Source organism: Nannocystis exedens, assembly GCF_002343915.1.
GTDB classification, from domain to species: domain Bacteria; phylum Myxococcota_A; class Polyangia; order Nannocystales; family Nannocystaceae; genus Nannocystis; species Nannocystis exedens.
This window is the reverse complement of record NZ_NETK01000001.1, coordinates 3,035,201-3,051,645: the sequence shown is the minus strand read 5'-3', so window position 1 is coordinate 3,051,645 and position 16,445 is coordinate 3,035,201. Positions and strand designations below refer to the sequence as shown.

The 16,445-nt window shown below is 71.4% G+C and carries 9 protein-coding genes; 4 read left to right on the top strand and 5 right to left on the bottom strand.

Annotated elements, in window-relative coordinates:
- Positions 1-9: 9 nt before the first annotated feature.
- Positions 10-6,267 (bottom strand): HAMP domain-containing protein, encoded by a 6,258-nt coding sequence (locus NAEX_RS11860; protein WP_096327618.1) that lies wholly within the window; start codon positions 6,265-6,267, stop codon positions 10-12.
- 1,281 nt (positions 6,268-7,548) lie between these two features.
- Here NAEX_RS11860 and NAEX_RS11850 point away from each other — a divergent pair.
- A complete protein-coding gene (locus NAEX_RS11850) occupies positions 7,549-8,775 on the top strand; it encodes a hypothetical protein (protein ID WP_170135656.1) in 1,227 nt (408 codons plus the stop codon).
- Positions 8,776-8,802: 27 nt separating this feature from the next.
- A complete protein-coding gene (locus tag NAEX_RS11845; protein ID WP_143141360.1) occupies positions 8,803-9,897 on the top strand; it encodes a hypothetical protein in 1,095 nt (364 codons plus the stop codon).
- Positions 9,898-10,007: 110 nt separating this feature from the next.
- On the opposite strand, the gene NAEX_RS11840 is transcribed toward NAEX_RS11845, so the two are convergent.
- Together NAEX_RS11840 and rpe are read right to left on the bottom strand one after the other, a co-directional pair.
- Positions 10,008-11,096: a DUF481 domain-containing protein gene (locus NAEX_RS11840; protein WP_096327615.1), complete on the bottom strand. Its 1,089-nt coding sequence runs from the start codon at positions 11,094-11,096 to the stop codon at positions 10,008-10,010.
- Between the two features lie 94 nt (positions 11,097-11,190).
- Entirely contained in the window at positions 11,191-11,928 is a 738-nt protein-coding gene (gene rpe / locus NAEX_RS11835) for a ribulose-phosphate 3-epimerase (protein WP_096327614.1), read from the bottom strand.
- Between the two features lie 78 nt (positions 11,929-12,006).
- Between rpe and NAEX_RS50035 the strand changes: the two genes are divergently transcribed.
- Together NAEX_RS50035 and NAEX_RS11830 are read left to right on the top strand one after the other, a co-directional pair.
- Positions 12,007-12,261 (top strand): hypothetical protein, encoded by a 255-nt coding sequence (locus tag NAEX_RS50035; RefSeq protein WP_211302396.1) that lies wholly within the window; start codon positions 12,007-12,009, stop codon positions 12,259-12,261.
- The gene (locus NAEX_RS11830; protein ID WP_170135654.1) at positions 12,258-13,829 is read left to right on the top strand and encodes an HsdM family class I SAM-dependent methyltransferase; all 1,572 of its coding nucleotides are present in this window, start codon (positions 12,258-12,260) and stop codon (positions 13,827-13,829) included. Before NAEX_RS50035 ends, NAEX_RS11830 begins: the two co-directional genes overlap by 4 nt.
- Positions 13,830-13,893: 64 nt before the next feature.
- Here NAEX_RS11830 and NAEX_RS11825 read toward each other — a convergent pair whose 3' ends face one another.
- Positions 13,894-14,559, bottom strand: coding sequence for a glutathione S-transferase N-terminal domain-containing protein (locus NAEX_RS11825; protein WP_096333584.1), 666 nt, complete (start codon positions 14,557-14,559; stop codon positions 13,894-13,896).
- Between the two features lie 231 nt (positions 14,560-14,790).
- Positions 14,791-16,065, bottom strand: a complete 1,275-nt coding sequence (locus tag NAEX_RS11820) for a pectin acetylesterase-family hydrolase (RefSeq protein ID WP_143141359.1) — start codon at positions 16,063-16,065, stop codon at positions 14,791-14,793.
- Positions 16,066-16,445 lie beyond the last annotated feature (380 nt).

The window sequence follows — 16,445 nt, the reverse complement described above, 5'->3', positions numbered from 1 at the left end:
ACGCCTCCGTCACCTGTGGAGCCAGATCCGCAGCAGGGACAGCAACTGCTCGGTGTTGACCGGCTTGGCGATGTAGTCGGACGCGCCGGCCTCGAGGCACTTCTCGCGGTCGCCCTTCATCGCCTTGGCGGTGAGGGCGATCATGGGCAGGCGCCGGAGCCCGGGGTCTTTGCGGATCCGCCGCATCGTCTCGTAGCCGTCCATCTCGGGCATCATGATGTCCACGAGGGCCAGCGCCAAATCCGGGGTGGATTTGACGATGTCGATCGCCTCCTGGCCGGTCGACGCGCTGATGACGCGCATGCCCTGCCGCTCGAGCAGGGACGACAGGGCGAAGATGTTGCGCACGTCATCGTCGACGACGAGGACCCGCTTGTTGACGAGGACCTCGTTGTTGTCGTGGAGCCGCTCGATCATCCGCTGCTTGTGGGGCGGCAGGGCGGTGATGTCGCGGTGGAGCACCAGCGCCGTCTCGTCGAGCAGGCGCTCCGGCGACTGCACGTCCTTGAGGACGATGCTCTTGGCGACCTTGCGCAGCTGGGCCTCCTCGGCCGGCGACAGCTCCTTGCCGGTGAACACGACGACCGGCAGGTCGCGCATCGACGGCTCGTGCTGCAGGCGGGACAGCAGCTCGAAGCCGGACATGTCGGGCAGGCGCAGGTCGAGGACCACGCAGTCGAACGGGCGCTCGCGCAGGGCGACGAGGGCGGCCGAGCCGCTGTCGACGGCGGTGATCCGGACGTCCTCGTGGCCGAGCAGCTCGGACAGGCTGCGGCGCTCGACCGGGTCGTCCTCGACGATCAGCAGCTCGCGCGGCTTCTTGTTGGCGAACCGCTTCATGCGGTCGAACGCGGCGGCCAGGCTGTCGCGCGACAGCGGCTTGTTGAGGTAGGTGAAGGCCCCGCGCTCGAGCACGTGCTGGCGCTCGTCGTCGAGCGTCAAGATCTGCACCGGGATGTGCCGGGTCGCCGCGTTCTGCTTGAGCTGGCTCAGCACCGCCCAGCCGTGGACGTCGGGCAGGAAGATGTCGAGCGAGATCGCGGTCGGGCGGTACTGGACCGCCAGGTTGATCGCGTCGGCGCCGCGCAGGGTGACGAGGCCCTTGAAGCCGCGCTCGCGCGCCACCTCGAGCAGGAGGTGGGCGAAGTGCGGGTCGTCCTCGACGATGAGCAGCGAGGGGTCGCCGGGCAGCAGCCCGTCGCGGTCGTCGATGATCTGGTCGGGCCGCGCGGGCACGGTGCTCGCCGGCGCGGTCAGGGCGCTGTGCTGCGGCTTCTGCGGGGCCTTGGCGGCGGCCGGGCCCTGGTACTGCAGCGGCAGGTACAGCGTGAAGGTGCTGCCGCTGCCGACCACGCTGTGCAGCTTGATCTCGCCGCCGAGCAGGCTGGCGAGCTCGCGGCTGATCGCCAGGCCGAGGCCGGTGCCGCCGTACTTGCGGGCGGTGCCGGCGTCGGCCTGCTGGAACGCCTCGAAGATGATGCGCTGCTTCTCCGGCGGGATGCCGATGCCGGTGTCGCTGACCGAGAACGAGACCACGCCCGGCGCGCTGCTGAGGACCGGGTGCTCGGCGGTCCAGCCGCCGGAGACGAGCTTGACCTCGAGGCGGACGCCGCCGCGCTCGGTGAACTTGAAGGCGTTGGACAGCAGGTTCTTCAGCACCTGCAGCAGGCGCTTGGGGTCGGTGGTGATCGCCCGGCCGATGTTGGGGGCGAAGTCGGTGGTGAGGGTGAGGCCGCGGTTCTCGGCCTCGTGGCGGAAGTTGCGCTCGACGGTGTCGCGCAGGCTGGAGAACGGCAGCTCCTCGGAGTCGACGGTGACGGTGCCCGACTCGATCTTCGACAGGTCGAGGATGTCGCTGATCAGGTTGAGCAGGTCGGTGCCGGCCGCGTGGATCGTCTTGGCGAACTCGACCTCGCGCTCGCTGAGGTTGTGCTCGATGTTGTCGGCGAGCTGCTGGCCGAGGATGAGGATGCTGTTGAGCGGCGTGCGCAGCTCGTGCGACATGTTGGCGAGGAACTCGGACTTGTAGCGCGAGGTCAGCGCCAGCTCGGCGGCTTTCTCTTCGAGCGCGCGGCGGGCCTGCTCGATCTCCTGGTTCTTGCGCTCGACCTCCGCGTTCTGCTCGGCGAGCAGCTTGGCCTTCTGCGCCAGCTCCTCGTTGGTCTGCTGCAGCTCCTTCTGCTGCGCCTGCAGCTCGCCGGCGAGCTGCTGCGACTGCTGCAGCAGGCCCTCGGTGCGCATGGTCGCCTCGATGGTGTTGATGACGATGCCGATGCTGCCGGTGAGCTGCTCGAGGAAGGCCAGGTGCGAGGCCGTGAACTCGCGCAGCGAGGCGAGCTCGATCACCGCCTTGACCTGGCCCTCGAACAGCACCGGCAGGACGATCACCGTGCGCGGGCGGGCGGTCAGGAGCCCGGAGCTGATGACCACCGACTCGTCGGTCACCTGCGACAGCAGGATCCGCTGGCGCTCGAACGCGCACTGGCCGACCAACCCCTCGCCGACGGCGTACTGGCGCGGGTTCTTGGGGTCGCGCGCGTCGGCGTAGCTGGCGAGCTGGGTCAGCACGGCCTCGCCGTTCAGGCCGTCCATCACGTACATCACGCCCTGCTGGGCGTCGATCAGCGGCACCAGCTCGGACAGCAGGCGCTGGCCGACCGTGATGAGGTCGCGCTGGCCCTGCATCATGCGCGTGAAGCTGGCGAGGTTGGTCTTGAGCCAGCCCTGCTCGTTGTTGCGCTCCGTGGTGGCGCGCAGGTTGTCGATCATCGCGTTGATGTTGTCCTTGAGGTCGGCGACCTCGCCGCGGGCGTCGACCTGGATCGAGCGGGTCAGGTCGCCCTTGGTCACGGCGGTGGCCACCTCGGCGATGGCGCGCACCTGGGTGGTGAGGTTGGCCGCCAGCAGGTTGACGTTGGCGGTGAGGTCCTTCCAGGTGCCGGCGGCGCCGGGCACGTTGGCCTGGCCGCCGAGGCGGCCCTCGACGCCGACCTCGCGCGCGACCGAGGTGACCTGGTCGGCGAAGATGGCGAGCGTGCCGGTCATGTTGTTGATCGTGGTCGCCAGCGCCGCGACCTCGCCCTTGGCCTCGACCGTGAGCTCCTGCCGCAGGTCGCCGTTGGCCACCGCGGTCACGACCTTGACGATGCCGCGCACCTGGTTGGTCAGGTTGGCGGCCATGACGTTGACGTTGTCGGTGAGGTCCTTCCAGGTGCCGGCGACGCCCTTGACCTGGGCCTGACCGCCGAGCTTGCCCTCGGTGCCGACCTCGCGGGCGACGCGGGTCACCTCGGCCGCGAACGCGTTGAGCTGGTCGACCATCGTGTTGATGGTGTCCTTGAGCTGGAGGATCTCGCCCTTGACGTCGACGGTGATCTTCTTCGACAGGTCGCCGCGGGCGATCGCGGTCGTGACCTCGGCGATGTTGCGGACCTGCGAGGTCAGGTTCGACGCCATCGAGTTGACGTTGTCGGTCAGGCCCTTCCACGCGCCGGCGACGCCCGGCACCTGGGCCTGGCCGCCGAGGATGCCCTCGGTGCCGACCTCGCGGGCGACGCGGGTCACCTCGGCGGCGAAGCCGTTGAGCTGGTCGACCATCGTGTTGATGGTGTTCTTGAGCTCGAGGATCTCGCCCTCGACGTCGACGGTGATCTTGCGCGAGAGGTCGCCGCGGGCGACGGCGGTGGTGACCTCGGCGATGTTGCGGACCTGCGAGGTCAGGTTCGACGCCATCGAGTTGACGTTGTCGGTCAGGTCCTTCCAGGTGCCGGCGATCCCGGGCACCTGGGCCTGGCCGCCGAGCTTGCCCTCGGTGCCGACCTCGCGGGCGACGCGGGTCACCTCGGCGGCGAAGCCGTTGAGCTGGTCGACCATCGTGTTGATGGTGTTCTTGAGCTCGAGGATCTCGCCCTTGACGTCGACGGTGATCTTGCGCGAGAGGTCGCCGGTGGCGACGGCGGTGGTGACCTCGGCGATGTTACGCACCTGCGAGGTGAGGTTCGAGGCCATCGCGTTGACCGAGTCGGTGAGGTCCTTCCAGGTGCCGGCGACGCCGGGGACCTGGGCCTGACCGCCGAGCTTGCCCTCCGAGCCGACCTCGCGGGCGACGCGGGTCACCTCCGAGGCGAAGCCGTTGAGCTGGTCGACCATGACGTTGATGGTGTTCTTGAGCTCGAGGATCTCGCCCTTGACGTCGACGGTGATCTTGCGCGAGAGGTCGCCGCGGGCGACGGCGGTGGTGACCTCGGCGATGTTGCGGACCTGCGAGGTCAGGTTCGACGCCATCGAGTTGACGTTGTCGGTGAGGTCCTTCCAGGTGCCGGCGACGCCGGGGACCTGGGCCTGACCGCCGAGGTTGCCCTCGGTGCCGACCTCGCGGGCGACGCGGGTCACCTCGGCGGCGAAGCCGTTGAGCTGGTCGACCATCGTGTTGATGGTGTTCTTGAGCTCGAGGATCTCGCCCTTGACGTCGACGGTGATCTTCCTGGACAGGTCGCCGCGGGCGACGGCGGTGGTCACGTCGGCGATGTTGCGCACCTGCGAGGTGAGGTTCGACGCCATCGCGTTGACGTTGTCGGTGAGGTCCTTCCAGGTGCCGCCGGCGCCCTTGACCTGGGCCTGGCCGCCGAGCTTGCCCTCGGTGCCGACCTCGCGGGCGACGCGGGTCACCTCGGCGGCGAAGCCGTTGAGCTGGTCGACCATCGTGTTGATGGTGTTCTTGAGCTCGAGGATCTCGCCCTTGACGTCGACGGTGATCTTGCGCGAGAGGTCGCCGCGGGCGACGGCGGTGGTGACCTCGGCGATGTTGCGGACCTGCGAGGTGAGGTTCGAGGCGAGGCCGTTGACGTTGTCGGTGAGGTCCTTCCAGGTGCCGGCGACGCCGGGGACCTGGGCCTGGCCGCCGAGCTTGCCCTCGGTGCCGACCTCGCGAGCGACGCGCGTCACCTCCGAGGCGAACGAGCGCAGCTGCTCGACCATCGTGTTCAGCGTCTCCTTGAGCTGGAGGATCTCGCCGCGGACGTCGACCGTGATCTTCCTGGACAGGTCGCCGCCGGCGATCGCCGTCGCCACCTCGGCGATGTTGCGGACCTGCGCGGTCAGGTTCGACGCCATCGAGTTGACGTTGTCGGTGAGGTCCTTCCAGGTGCCGGCGACGCCGGGGACCTGGGCCTGACCGCCGAGCTTGCCCTCGGTGCCGACCTCGCGGGCGACGCGGGTCACCTCGGCGGCGAAGCCGTTGAGCTGGTCGACCATCGTGTTGATGGTGTTCTTGAGCTCGAGGATCTCGCCCTTGACGTCGACGGTGATCTTGCGCGAGAGGTCGCCGCGGGCGACGGCGGTGGTGACCTCGGCGATGTTGCGCACCTGCGAGGTCAGGTTCAGCGCCATCGCGTTGACCGAGTCGGTGAGGTCCTTCCACGTGCCGGCGACGCCCGGCACGATCGCCTGACCGCCGAGCTTGCCCTCGGAGCCGACCTCGCGGGCGACGCGCGTCACCTCGGAGGCGAACGAGCGCAGCTGGTCGACCATGGTGTTGATCGCCTCCTTGAGCTGGAGGATCTCGCCGCGGACGTCGACGGTGATCTTGCGCGAGAGGTCGCCGCTGGCGACGGCGATCGTCACCTCGGCGATGTTGCGCACCTGGGCGGTCAGGTTGCCCGCCATCGAGTTGACGTTGTCGGTCAGGTCCTTCCACACGCCCGACAAGCCGGCGACCTGGGCCTGGCCGCCGAGCTTGCCGTCGGTGCCGACCTCGCGAGCGACGCGCGTCACCTCGCTGGTGAACACGCTCATCTGGTCGATCATCGTGTTGACGATCGTGGCGGAGCGTAAGAATTCGCCCTGCAGCGGCCGACCCTCGACGTCGAGCCGCATGGTCTGGGTCAGGTCGCCCTTGGCGACGGCGCCGATCGCCCGGCTCACCTCGGCCGTCGGCCACAGGAGGTCGTCGATCAGGGTGTTGACGGAGTCCTCCATCTCGCCCCAGGCGCCGGCTCGGTTGTGCCCCCGCACCCGCTGGCGCGTCTGGCCGCGCTTGCCCACGACCTCGCCGATCCGCTCGAGCTCCCCGGCCATGACCCGATTGGCGACGATGATCTGGTTGACGGTGTCGGCGATCTTGCCGCCCAGACCGGTCCAATCGCCCGGGAGCTCGGCCGAGAAGTCGCCGTCGCGCACGGCTTGCAGCACACGCAAGAGCTGTCGCTGCTCGGGGGTGCCGATGCCCGTCAGTCCAGCGCCGCTGTCGGTCGTGTCCGTGGTGGTCATACGTCGCGCTCTCCTCGGCGGCGACCCGAAGGCCCCTGCCTCCCCGGAGGATACGCAGCTTTCGCACGCGCCGTCCCCTCGATCATGACGGAAGTGAAAGGCGCGGCTGCCGCGATGCCACGCGAAAACTTGGGAAAATCCGCGAGTTACCGGAGGCGCGAGACGATCGCGCTCACCGCCGAGCCGACCGCGAAGGCGCGCCTCGTCGGCGACGGCGACGTCGTGTTCGCACACATCGGCAGGGGCAGGTCGTGGATGGGGGGCGGCGGTCGTGAGCTCGGATCATGAGGTGTTTTTGGGGACATGTTTCAAGGGGCATGTCAGGCGGGCGGCGACGAAACGCGGCGCGGGCGGGTGAGCCCGCGGCGACGGTCGCGCGCTCGCCAGGGGCGGGCCGGTTTTCCCGGGGCGGCGGCGACCCCTCCACGCTCGCGGGTTGTGTGTAGGCCCTGTCCAGGGTTGGGTCCTGGCGGAGGCGGGGGTCGGCGACGCGCCGACGGCAGGCAGGGCCGCCGAGGCCGGCGAAGGCTGTCCAGGCGGCGCTCGCGGCGGGACGGGCGAGCGAGCCTCCGGCGTGCGAGGATGGGTGTAGCCCCTGTTCAGAGTTGCGATCGCCGGAGCGGCCGCCCGCACGCGCGGCCGCGCCCGCGCGTCACTGCGAGATCGCGGCGGGGTCCATCCAAAACACCTCGAAGGGGTGGCCGTCGGGGTCGAGGAAGCTCCAGCCGTACGTGAAGCCGTGGTCCTGCGAGGGCATCGCCGGGGCGCCGCCGGTCGCGAGCGCGCGCGACGAGGCGGTCGACCTGCTCGCGGCTCTCGACCGAGAAGGCGTAGAGGCCGCCGGGTCCTCGAATCGAAGGTGGGCCGGTTCGTGAAGTCGCGGAAGCGCTTCTCGGTCAACAGCATGAAGTGGGGGTCCTCGCCGACGAGCATGCAGGTCTCGGTCTCGGCGGGGAACGCGGGTTGAAGGCGAAGCCGAGGCCTCCAAAAAGGCGACCGAGCGCGCGAGGTCGCGGACGGGGAGGTTGACGAACAGCTTGCGGCCAGGGTGCGTGGGGGTGGTGGTCAGGGTGGGGCTCCTTGCGGGTTCGATTGCATGGCGGTCGAGCGCGCTCGCTCGAGCCTGTCGGCCAGCGACGGGGCGACGGTTCTCCTCGGCGAGGCCGCCGGGCCCGAAGGCGCTGGCCGAGCGCCGTTCCCCGGCCGCGAGCTCGCCCGCGCGTCCGCTGGCGCAGGCGCGTTGACAGGGCGCGCGCGCGGCCCGTAGCGTGAGGCATGCGCTTGAGTTCGAGTCGGGGGGCCGCCGTGGTTCTGGCCGCGGCGCTGGGGTGCGGCAGCGACCAGACTGGCGCGACCGATTCGGACACGGACACGGGCACCGGCACCGGGACGACCGGCGAGGCGATCACCCTGGCCGAGTTCTTCGACCTGGCCGAAGAGACATATTGTGGGTGGGCGGTCCGCTGCGGGGCGTTCGCCGAGGCGGCGGACTGCCGGGCGGTCGAGTTCTTCGAGACGGTCTACCCGCCGCGGCTGCTGGCGGAGGCGCGGCTCGACTACGGCGAGACCGGGCAGGCGGTCGAGTACCTGCTGGCGAGCGAGGCGGCGGGGCGATTGGTGTTCGACGCCGAGGCGGCGGCGAGCTGCCTGGCCTACGTCGAGGCCCGCGGCTGCGCGCTGCCGGGCGCGTACGCGGCCGAGGAGGCCGAACTGGCCGGGCAGGCGGCCTGCAACGCGATCTTGCGCGGGACGATGGTGGAGAACGGGCCGTGCCTGCTGTCGGTCGAGTGCGCGCCGCAGGAGGCGGCGACGATGGTGTGCGGCTTCGACCCGAGCTGCAGCGAGGCGTGCTGCCTCGGCGGCTGCCGCCGGCTGGCCTCGCTGTCGATCGGCACGCCGTGCAACGGCAACAGCCGCTGCCAGGAGGGCAGCTTCTGCGGCCGCGACGCGAACACCGGGATGTTCACGGTCTGCACGGCGAAGCAGCCGGTCGGCGCGGCCTGCCTCGGCTCCGACGAGTGCGACGCCGAGGGCTACTGCGACTTCAACACCGGCGAGTGCCGGGCGCTGGCCGGCGAGGGCGAGCCGTGCTCCGACTTCGGCGACGGCGGCTGCCGGCCGGGGCTCTACTGCGCCGACCCGGGCTACCTCGGCAACGGCCGCTGCTACGCCTTCGCGCCGCTCGGCGGGGCCTGCCTCGCGGACTGGTACCTCGGCTGCAGCGCGCTCGGCTCGGTCTGCGACCCGCAGGGCGAGCAGTGCGTGGTCGCGCCCGGGCCGGGCGAGTCGTGCGCGGACAGGCCGTGCGGCCTGACCAGCAGCTGCGAGTGGTACTCGCAGGAGTGCGTGGCCCTGGCCCGCGAGGGCGAGCCGTGCGGCGACAGCATCCGCTGCGCCGGGGCGCTCCAGTGCGACGGCTGGGACCCGGCCTCGGCCCGCTGCCGGGCGCCCGAGGTCACCGGCGTGTGCGCGGTGCCGGGCGAGGACGAGCTGCCTCAAGGAACATAACGCTTAGGACATGTCTTGGAGGACATTATGAGGAAGACGAGCTCCGGGTTGGTGCTGTGGTTCGGCGCGGCGGCGGCGGGGTGCGCCCAGTCGGCGACGCCGGAGAACTTCGCCGGCGAGTACGAGGAGGCGCTGTGCGCCTGGTCGAGCGGCTGCTCGGTGTTCCAGTCGCGCGGGCAGTGCCGCGACGCCCTGGTGTGGGACACGAGCGGGCGCTTCCAGTACCTGCTCGCGGCGCTGGAGGCCGATCGGGTGACGTTCGACGCCGAGGCGGCCGAGGCCTGCCTCGAGCAGGTGAGCGCGCTGGCGTGCGAGGCCGATCTGCTCGACCGGGTGCTGTTCAGCGTCGGGCCGGCGGCGGCGCCGGAGGTGTGCCGCGAGGTGTTCGTCGGCAAGGTCCGCAACTACGACCCGTGCCTCAACTCGGAGGAGTGCGCCGGCGATGCGGTGTGCGGGTTCCCGCCGGGCGGCTGCCCGGAGGGGATGTGCTGCGCCGGCGCCTGCCGGGTGCTCGACACCGGGGCAGGGCCGAAGATCGGCGACCCGTGCAACGGCTCGGACTGCGAAGACGACGCGTTCTGCGCCCGCGACCCCAACACGTTCCTGTTCACGGTCTGCACCGCGCGCCGCGAGGCCGGCGAAGGCTGCTCCGACGACACGGGCTCGTGCGCCGAGGGGCTGTACTGCGACTTCAACAACTTCACCTGCAAGAAGGAGGTCGAGCGCGGGGGCGACTGCAGCTCCGGCGAGACCTGCGCCGAGGGCCTGCGGTGCTACCACGACGGTGACGACGGGCGCACCTGCCGGGCGCTGCCGAACGAGGGCGAGAGCTGCTCGCCCAGCAACTACCCGCCCTGCGCCCGCTTCGACAACTACTGCGACGCGTCGAACCGGTGCGTCAAGAAGCCCGGCCCCGGCGAGGCCTGCCCCGACTGGGAGTGCCTGCCCTACGCCGAGTGCCAGCCGAACGCGGGCGCGCAGGTCTGCATCCTCCGCGGCAGCGAGGGCTCGAGCTGCGGCGCGGACACGGGCTACATCCAGTGCATCGGCCACCTGCAGTGCGGCGAGGGCGACCGCTGCGCGCCGCCCGACCCCGAGCCGGTGTGCGACGTGCCCGAGTGAGGCGGGCGGCCGCGCGAGCGGCTGGATGCCCAAAGGGACAGGATAAGATGTCCCGAGAGACAGGCCGCCGCGCGGGGCTCGACAGCCGCGGCCTGCCCCGGGGGACAGGCTCAGATGAACTTGAACACCAGGCTGAACGAGGTGATCGTGTCGAGCTTCTTGATGCCCGGCAGCGGGGCGTTGTCGTAGCGGAGGGTGAAGCTGGTGGCGAAGGCGAAGCGCTTGCCGAGGGCGGTGGTCAGGGCGATGTCCCAGTTGACCCACGACTTGCTGCGCGCCTTGCCGCCGTCGGTCTCGACCGGGTTCGAGCGGAACGGCGCGAACGCCTGGATGTACTCGATGCCGGTGGTGAACGTGACGTACTCGGACAGCAGGTTGCTGTAGCCGAGGAAGACGCGGCCCGAGTGGGTGGCGACGCTCGGGCGGGCGGCGCAGGTCGGCATCGCCGAGGTGGTGTTCGGCACGTCGAGCACCAGGGAGGTGCCGGCCGGGCACTGCGTGTTGTCGGCGCCGCGGCGGACCCGCCGCTGGTCGTACAGGAAGTCGTAGCCGATCTCGGCCCACAGGCGGTGCTTGGGCTGGTTGACGATGTAGAACGCGAAGCCCGGGTCGACGCGCATGCGCATGTTGAGCCCGAGAAACGGGTCGAAGCGGGCCGTCAACATGGTGAAGAACGTGACCCGCGGGTGGAAATAGACGTCGTAGCGGACGCGGCCCTGGACGTTGCCGGCGGTCAGCTGGCCGTCGCGCGAGCCGTCCATCTGGCGGATCGAGGCCTGCGCGTAGTTGCCGACCAACTGCGCCTGGAACTCGTGGATCTTGCGGCGGATCCGGAACCGGCCGCCGCCGGTCAGCGCCGCCGAGCGGGCGTTGCCCGAGGTGAACAGGCCGCCCGCGGAGATCTCCGCCTCGGTCGCGTCCATCGGCTCGCTGGTGACGGAGGTGGCGAACTTGGTGTCGTCGATGTTGGCGGCGCCGTTGCTGGCCGGGGCCTGGGCGCCCACGGTGCCGGTCGTCTTCACCGTCGAGGCGGCGGTGCCAGCAGGGGGCGGGGGCGGTTCGGGGGCCGGCTCGCTCTCCTCGGCGGGGGCTGGCGCGGCGGGCGGTTTGGCGGTGGGCGACTGGGCCGCGACGTCGCCCGCGGCTGCGAGCACGAGGGCGAACGCGACGAACGAGGAACAACGGGCGGGCGACGGCATGGTGGAATCGGCGCGGCCCTTTGTGACACCGATCGCGCTTCCAGCCAACTTCCCGTGCAGCCGAGATGAGCCCCCGGCGGGCCGGGACCGCGGGTCAGGTGCGCCAGATCATGGCGGCATCGGCGGTTCCCCGAAGGGCCGCGACGGCGGCCGCGTAGTCGCGGCCGAACTGCGGGCTGCGCAGGACCCCGGTGCCCGAGACGAAGGCGTCGGCCCCGTCGGCGGCGACGTCGGCGATGGTGTCGACCGTGATGCCGCCGTCGACCTCGATCCGGGTCGGCAAACCGGCGGCGGCGATCATGGCCCGCAGCTCGCGGATCTTCGGCCGCACGGCCGGGATGAACTGCTGGCCGCCGAAGCCCGGGTTGACGCTCATGACCAGCACGACGTCGCACAGGTCGAGCACGTGGACCAGCGCCGACACGGGGGTGTGCGGGTTGAGGCTGACGCCGGCCAGCACGCGGTCGCCCGACTTGCGCGAGAGGCCGCGGATCTGCTGCAGGTTGCGGTGCAGGTGGCGGCAGGCCTCGACGTGGACGGTGATGATGTCGGCCCCGGCGTCGGCGAAGGCGCCGACGTAGCGCTCGGGCTCCTCGATCATCAAGTGACAGTCGAGCACGCGCGAGGTGTGCGGCCGCAACGCGGAGACCACCAGCGGGCCGATCGTGAGGTTGGGGACGAACCGGCCGTCCATCACGTCGACGTGCATCCAGTCGGCCCCGGCCCGGTCGAGCGCGACGACCTCCTCGCCCAGGCGGGAGAAGTCGGCGCTGAGCAGCGAGGGGGCGATCACCGGCGCGTGGCGTTCGGACGGGGCAGTATGTTGGGACATGTCTCTCCGGGCATGTGCGGCCGACCGGCCCGCGCCGGAGTGGTAGCACAGTCGGGCGGGCGTGGGTAAACTGCCCGGGTGTGCGAAGGCCCCAGGTCGCTCGAGCCCCGGCCCGGATGGGGCGCGGTGGTCCGCGGCCACGTGCTCGCCGTCGACGGAGTCAGCCTGCTCACGGCCCTGTCGAGCGAGAGGAGGAACCCCCTGCCCGGCCGAGTCCTCGCCCGAGCCGCAGGCGGTGCGCTCGGCCACGGGTTCTGGCGCGGCGACAGGCCGATCCCGGCGGCGGCCGCGCTGCTGCTGCTGACGCTCGCGCGCCCGGGATCGCCGGCATGAACGAGGCCGCGCGGGCGCACGAACGCGGGCTCGACCCGGTCCGGCGCAAGCGCGACGGGGTGTTCTACACGCCGGCGCCGCTGGTGGCCCGGCTGGTCGACGACGCGCTCGGGCGGGCGCTGGCGGCCGCGCCGGCGGCGGCGACGGTGCGCGTGGTCGACCCGGCCTGCGGCGCGGGGGCGTTCCTGGTCGCGGCCGGGAGGGCGCTGCTGGCCCGGGGCGAGCAGATGGCCCGAGAGACAGGTCGCGAGTGGGGGCCGGCGGACCGGCTCGCGCTGCTGCGCGCGTCGATCTTCGGCGTCGACGTCGACCCGGCGGCGATCGAGCTGGCGCGCGCGGCGGTGGCGGAGCTGGCCGGAGCTGTCCCGGAGGACATGTCGGAGAACATCAAGGTCGGCAACGCGCTGCTCGGGGCCGACGCGCCGGTCGAGGCGGGCCGGCCGTTCGTGTGGGCGGAAGAGTTCCCGGCGGCGGCCGAAGGCTTCGACGCGGTGCTCGGCAACCCGCCGTTCGTCGACGCCGAGGCGATGACGCGCCACCACGCGGCGCTGCGCCGCTACTGCGCCGGCAGCTACGCGGCGGCGCGCGGCAACTGGGACCTGTTCTGCGTGTTCGTCGAGCTCGCGCTGCGGCTGTGCGCGCCGGGCGGGCATTTGGCGCTGGTGGTGCCCAACAAGCTGGCCTCGGCCGACTACGCCGCGGCGGCGCGCCGGCTGCTGACGCGCGAGGCCCGGGTGCTGGCGCTGTACGACCTCAGCGGCGCGCCGCCGTTCGCGGCGGGGGTGTACCCGCTGGCGTTCGTGGCCCGCCGCGGGGCCGGCGAGGGGCAGCCCGTGACGCTCACGCGCGGGGCCGGCGAATGTGTGGAGATGTCCCTCGGGACAGGTCTGTCCGCGGGGCCGTGGCCGATCTCCGGGCGCGGCGACGCCGCCTGCGTCGCCCACATGCGCGCGGTCGGCAAGCCGCTCGGCGGGCTGGCCCAGGTGTGGGGCGCGGCCACCGTCGCCGAGGCCTACGCGATCGCCGAGCTGATCGTCGAGGGCGAGGCCGGGCTGCGGGTGGTCAACAGCGGGACGATCGACCGCTGCGCCGAGCTGTGGGGCAAGACGCCGCTGCGCTACCTCGGGCGCAGCTTCCTCCGCCCGGTGATCGCCGCGCCCGAGCGGCTGCCGCCGCGCCGCCTGGCCCAGGCGCGCACGCCGAAGCTGATCGTGGCCGGCATGACGCGCACGCTCGAGGCGATGATCGACGCCCGCGGCGAGATCCTGGCCGGGAAGTCGACGACGATCTGCTGGTGGCCCGCGGACCTGCGGGTGCTGGCGGCGATCGTCCACAGCCGGGCGATGGACGACTACTACCAGCACGTCCACGGCGGCGACCGCCTGGCCCGCGGCTACCTGCGGATCGGGCCCCGCCAGCTGCGCGGGCTGCCGATCCCGCCGCCGGACGCGTGGGACGCCGAGATCGTCGCGCAGATCGCGACGCTCGTCGACCGCTGGACCGCCGGCGACGCCTCGGTCGCGCCCGCCCTCGACGCGCTGGTCGACGCGCTCTACGGGCTGGCGTGAGCGGGAGACGGACCGGTTTCCAGTCGGCTGCGGCTCGCCACGGCCGTCGCGCGGGCCCGGCCGGTCACACGAGGAGCTTGTCGCGGATGTCCTTCAGCCGGTCGTCGGTCGGCTGCGGCTCGGAGGGCGGGACGTTGCGGCCGCGCTGCACGGCGGGCCGCTCGCCGATGTCGCGGAGCCAGCGCTGGAGGTGGTCGAGGCCGTCGACGCTGACGCCCGCCCAGTCGTGGCCGCGGACCCACGGCCAGGTCGCCATGTCGGCGATCGAGTAGTCGCCGGCGAGGTACTCGACCTCGGCGAGCCGCCTGTCGAGCACCTCGAACAGGCGCCGGACCTCGCGCTGGTAGCGGCCGATGGCGTAGGGGATCTTCTCCGGCGCGTAGCGGAAGAACACGTTGGCCTGGCCCATCATCGGGCCGACGCCGCCCATCTGGAACATGAGCCACTGGATCACGCGGCTGCGCCCGCGCACGTCGGCGGGCAGGAACTGACCTGTCTTCTCGGCCAGGTAGATGAGGATCGCCCCCGACTCGAACACGGCGAAGTCGCCGGCGTCGCGGTCGACGATCGCGGGGATCCGGCCGTTCGGGTTGATGGCGAGGAACTCCGGCTGCTTCTGGTCGCCGCGGGTGAGCGAGAGCGCGTGGACCTCGTAGGGGAGGCCCATCTCCTCGAGCGCGATCGAGACCTTGTGCCCGTTGGGCGTGGCTGCGGTGTAGAGGTCGATCATCGCCATGCTGTAGCAGATGCGCCCGGCCATCCGACAGGACCGGCGACAAATCCAGCGCGCCGGCGGCGAACCCGCCGCATGCCGCAGGTCAGGTGCGACGTCGCAGGCCCGGGAGGAGCGACGACGTCACCGGCGATCGGGCGGCCGCCGAGGGGTAAAGAATTTGCCTACCAGCGGCGGTGATGTCTTAAAAGACATGCACGATGGGGCATGTCCTCGGGGGCATGGACGTCACGGCCCGACGTGGCCGGCCTTGCCCGCCAGCAAATCGGCGAACCAGTCGACGAAGCGGACGTTCTGCACGTAGGTGGCGGAGAACCGGTAGTCCAGCGTCCACACGTGGTCGCCGCTGTCGATGAAGTAGGTGCTCCACACGCCGGCGGGCTCGTTGACGTGGTTGTCGCGCAGGTCGACGAGGCCGGCCTCGAAGTCGCCGGCGGGGACGTTGATGGTCTTCGGCATGCACTCGTCCTCGCCGTAGCCGAAGAAGAAGCGGATCGTCACGTCCTGCGTCGAGGAGACCAGGCCGAGGCGCTGCTTCGGGTGCTTCTCGCCGAGGTAGCGGGCGAGGTTGACGAGGCCGCCGCCTTCGCTCGGGTAGCAGTCGTCGCAGTCGACCGGCAGGGCGTCCTCGAGGCCCCACAGGTCGCTCCACTGCTGCTGCAGGCACGGCGCGAGCACGTCGTTGGCGAGCGGCGGGCCGGAGTCGTCGAGCAGGGTGACGCGCGCGTCGGGGAAGGCGCGGGCGATCCGGTCGTAGTGGATGCCGGCGCCGAAGCCCCCGGCGCTGGTGCCGGTGACGAGCACGTTGGGCGCGGCCGCGAAGGTCGGGACGATCCGGTCGAGGAAGGCGGTGACGTTGCGGTAGCCGACGAACTGCTGCAGGCCGTCGACGCCGGGCACCTCGACGTCGGTGCGGTTGCCGGCATGGACGTCGCCGGTGCAGTACGGGATGTAGACGAAGTTCCAGTCGTGGACCGGGTTGTCGGCCCACTCGCTGTCGAAGATCCCGTAACCGTTGAGCAGGAACCCCCAGGTGTCGCCCACGTCGGCAGGGTTGTTGGCGCAGGTCAGGGCGTTGAAGCAGGCGCCGCCGCCCTGGAAGGAGACGACGAGGCCCGGGCCCTTGCCGTAGCGCAGCCAGATCCCCGCCGAGCTGCCGTCGCGGCACTGAGAGTCGTTGAAAGGGATCCAGTTCCAGCGGCCGAATTCGTCCCACGGCAGCTTCTGGCCGTCGAACACCTCGGGCTCGGGCACGACCTCGTCGCCGGAGGTCGTGCTGCCGCTGCTCGTCGAGTCGGTGGTGGTCGGCCCGCTCGTGCCCGGGTCCTCGGGCACTCCGGTGGTGCCCGTGGTCGAGGTGGTCGTGGTGTCGTCCGGGTCGCCGGTGGTGGTGCCGCCGGTGGTCGGCTCGCCCTCGCTGCCGGCGACCGGCTCGGAGCAGGCCGCGACCTGCATCGACAACATGAGCGACGAAAGAAGGAAGATACGCGACGGGGTGTCCATAATTATAGACGGCGCTCGGAGCAGGCGACCTGGAACAGCGCGAGCCAGGAGACGGGATAGCAGAGCCATCGGCGAGTTGCGAGGCTCACGGCGTGAGCCCCACGCGTGCGCGCTCGCGCAGGTGCGAGGCGACCGGACGAGGCATGACGAAGCACACCTCGCCGGTCATGACGGACGGGCGTGGGAGGTCGGGTGATAACCTGTCCTGAAGGGCATGTCGTTGCGAGCGGGGAGCCGGCTGGTACGGACACCTGGGGGCGAGGCGGCGGCGGGCGGAGCCGCGCGAGGCCAGGGCGGGGCCAACTTGCGGATCGCGGGGCGGACGTCGCGGTGCTCGCCTCCCGCGCGCTCGCCCGGGGCGCCCGACGGGCAGGGTCCGC

What these genes read in the sequence shown, in the direction of transcription:
- NAEX_RS11860 (WP_096327618.1), bottom strand. Translation starts at nt 6,267, where the DNA reads ATGACCACCACGGACACGACCGACAGCGGCGCTGGACTGACGGGCATC.
- NAEX_RS11845 (WP_143141360.1), top strand. Translation starts at nt 8,803, where the DNA reads ATGAGGAAGACGAGCTCCGGGTTGGTGCTGTGGTTCGGCGCGGCGGCG.
- NAEX_RS11840 (WP_096327615.1), bottom strand. Translation starts at nt 11,096, where the DNA reads ATGCCGTCGCCCGCCCGTTGTTCCTCGTTCGTCGCGTTCGCCCTCGTG.
- rpe (WP_096327614.1), bottom strand. Translation starts at nt 11,928, where the DNA reads ATGTCCCAACATACTGCCCCGTCCGAACGCCACGCGCCGGTGATCGCC.
- NAEX_RS11830 (WP_170135654.1), top strand. Translation starts at nt 12,258, where the DNA reads ATGAACGAGGCCGCGCGGGCGCACGAACGCGGGCTCGACCCGGTCCGG.
- NAEX_RS11825 (WP_096333584.1), bottom strand. Translation starts at nt 14,559, where the DNA reads ATGATCGACCTCTACACCGCAGCCACGCCCAACGGGCACAAGGTCTCG.
- NAEX_RS11820 (WP_143141359.1), bottom strand. Translation starts at nt 16,065, where the DNA reads ATGGACACCCCGTCGCGTATCTTCCTTCTTTCGTCGCTCATGTTGTCG.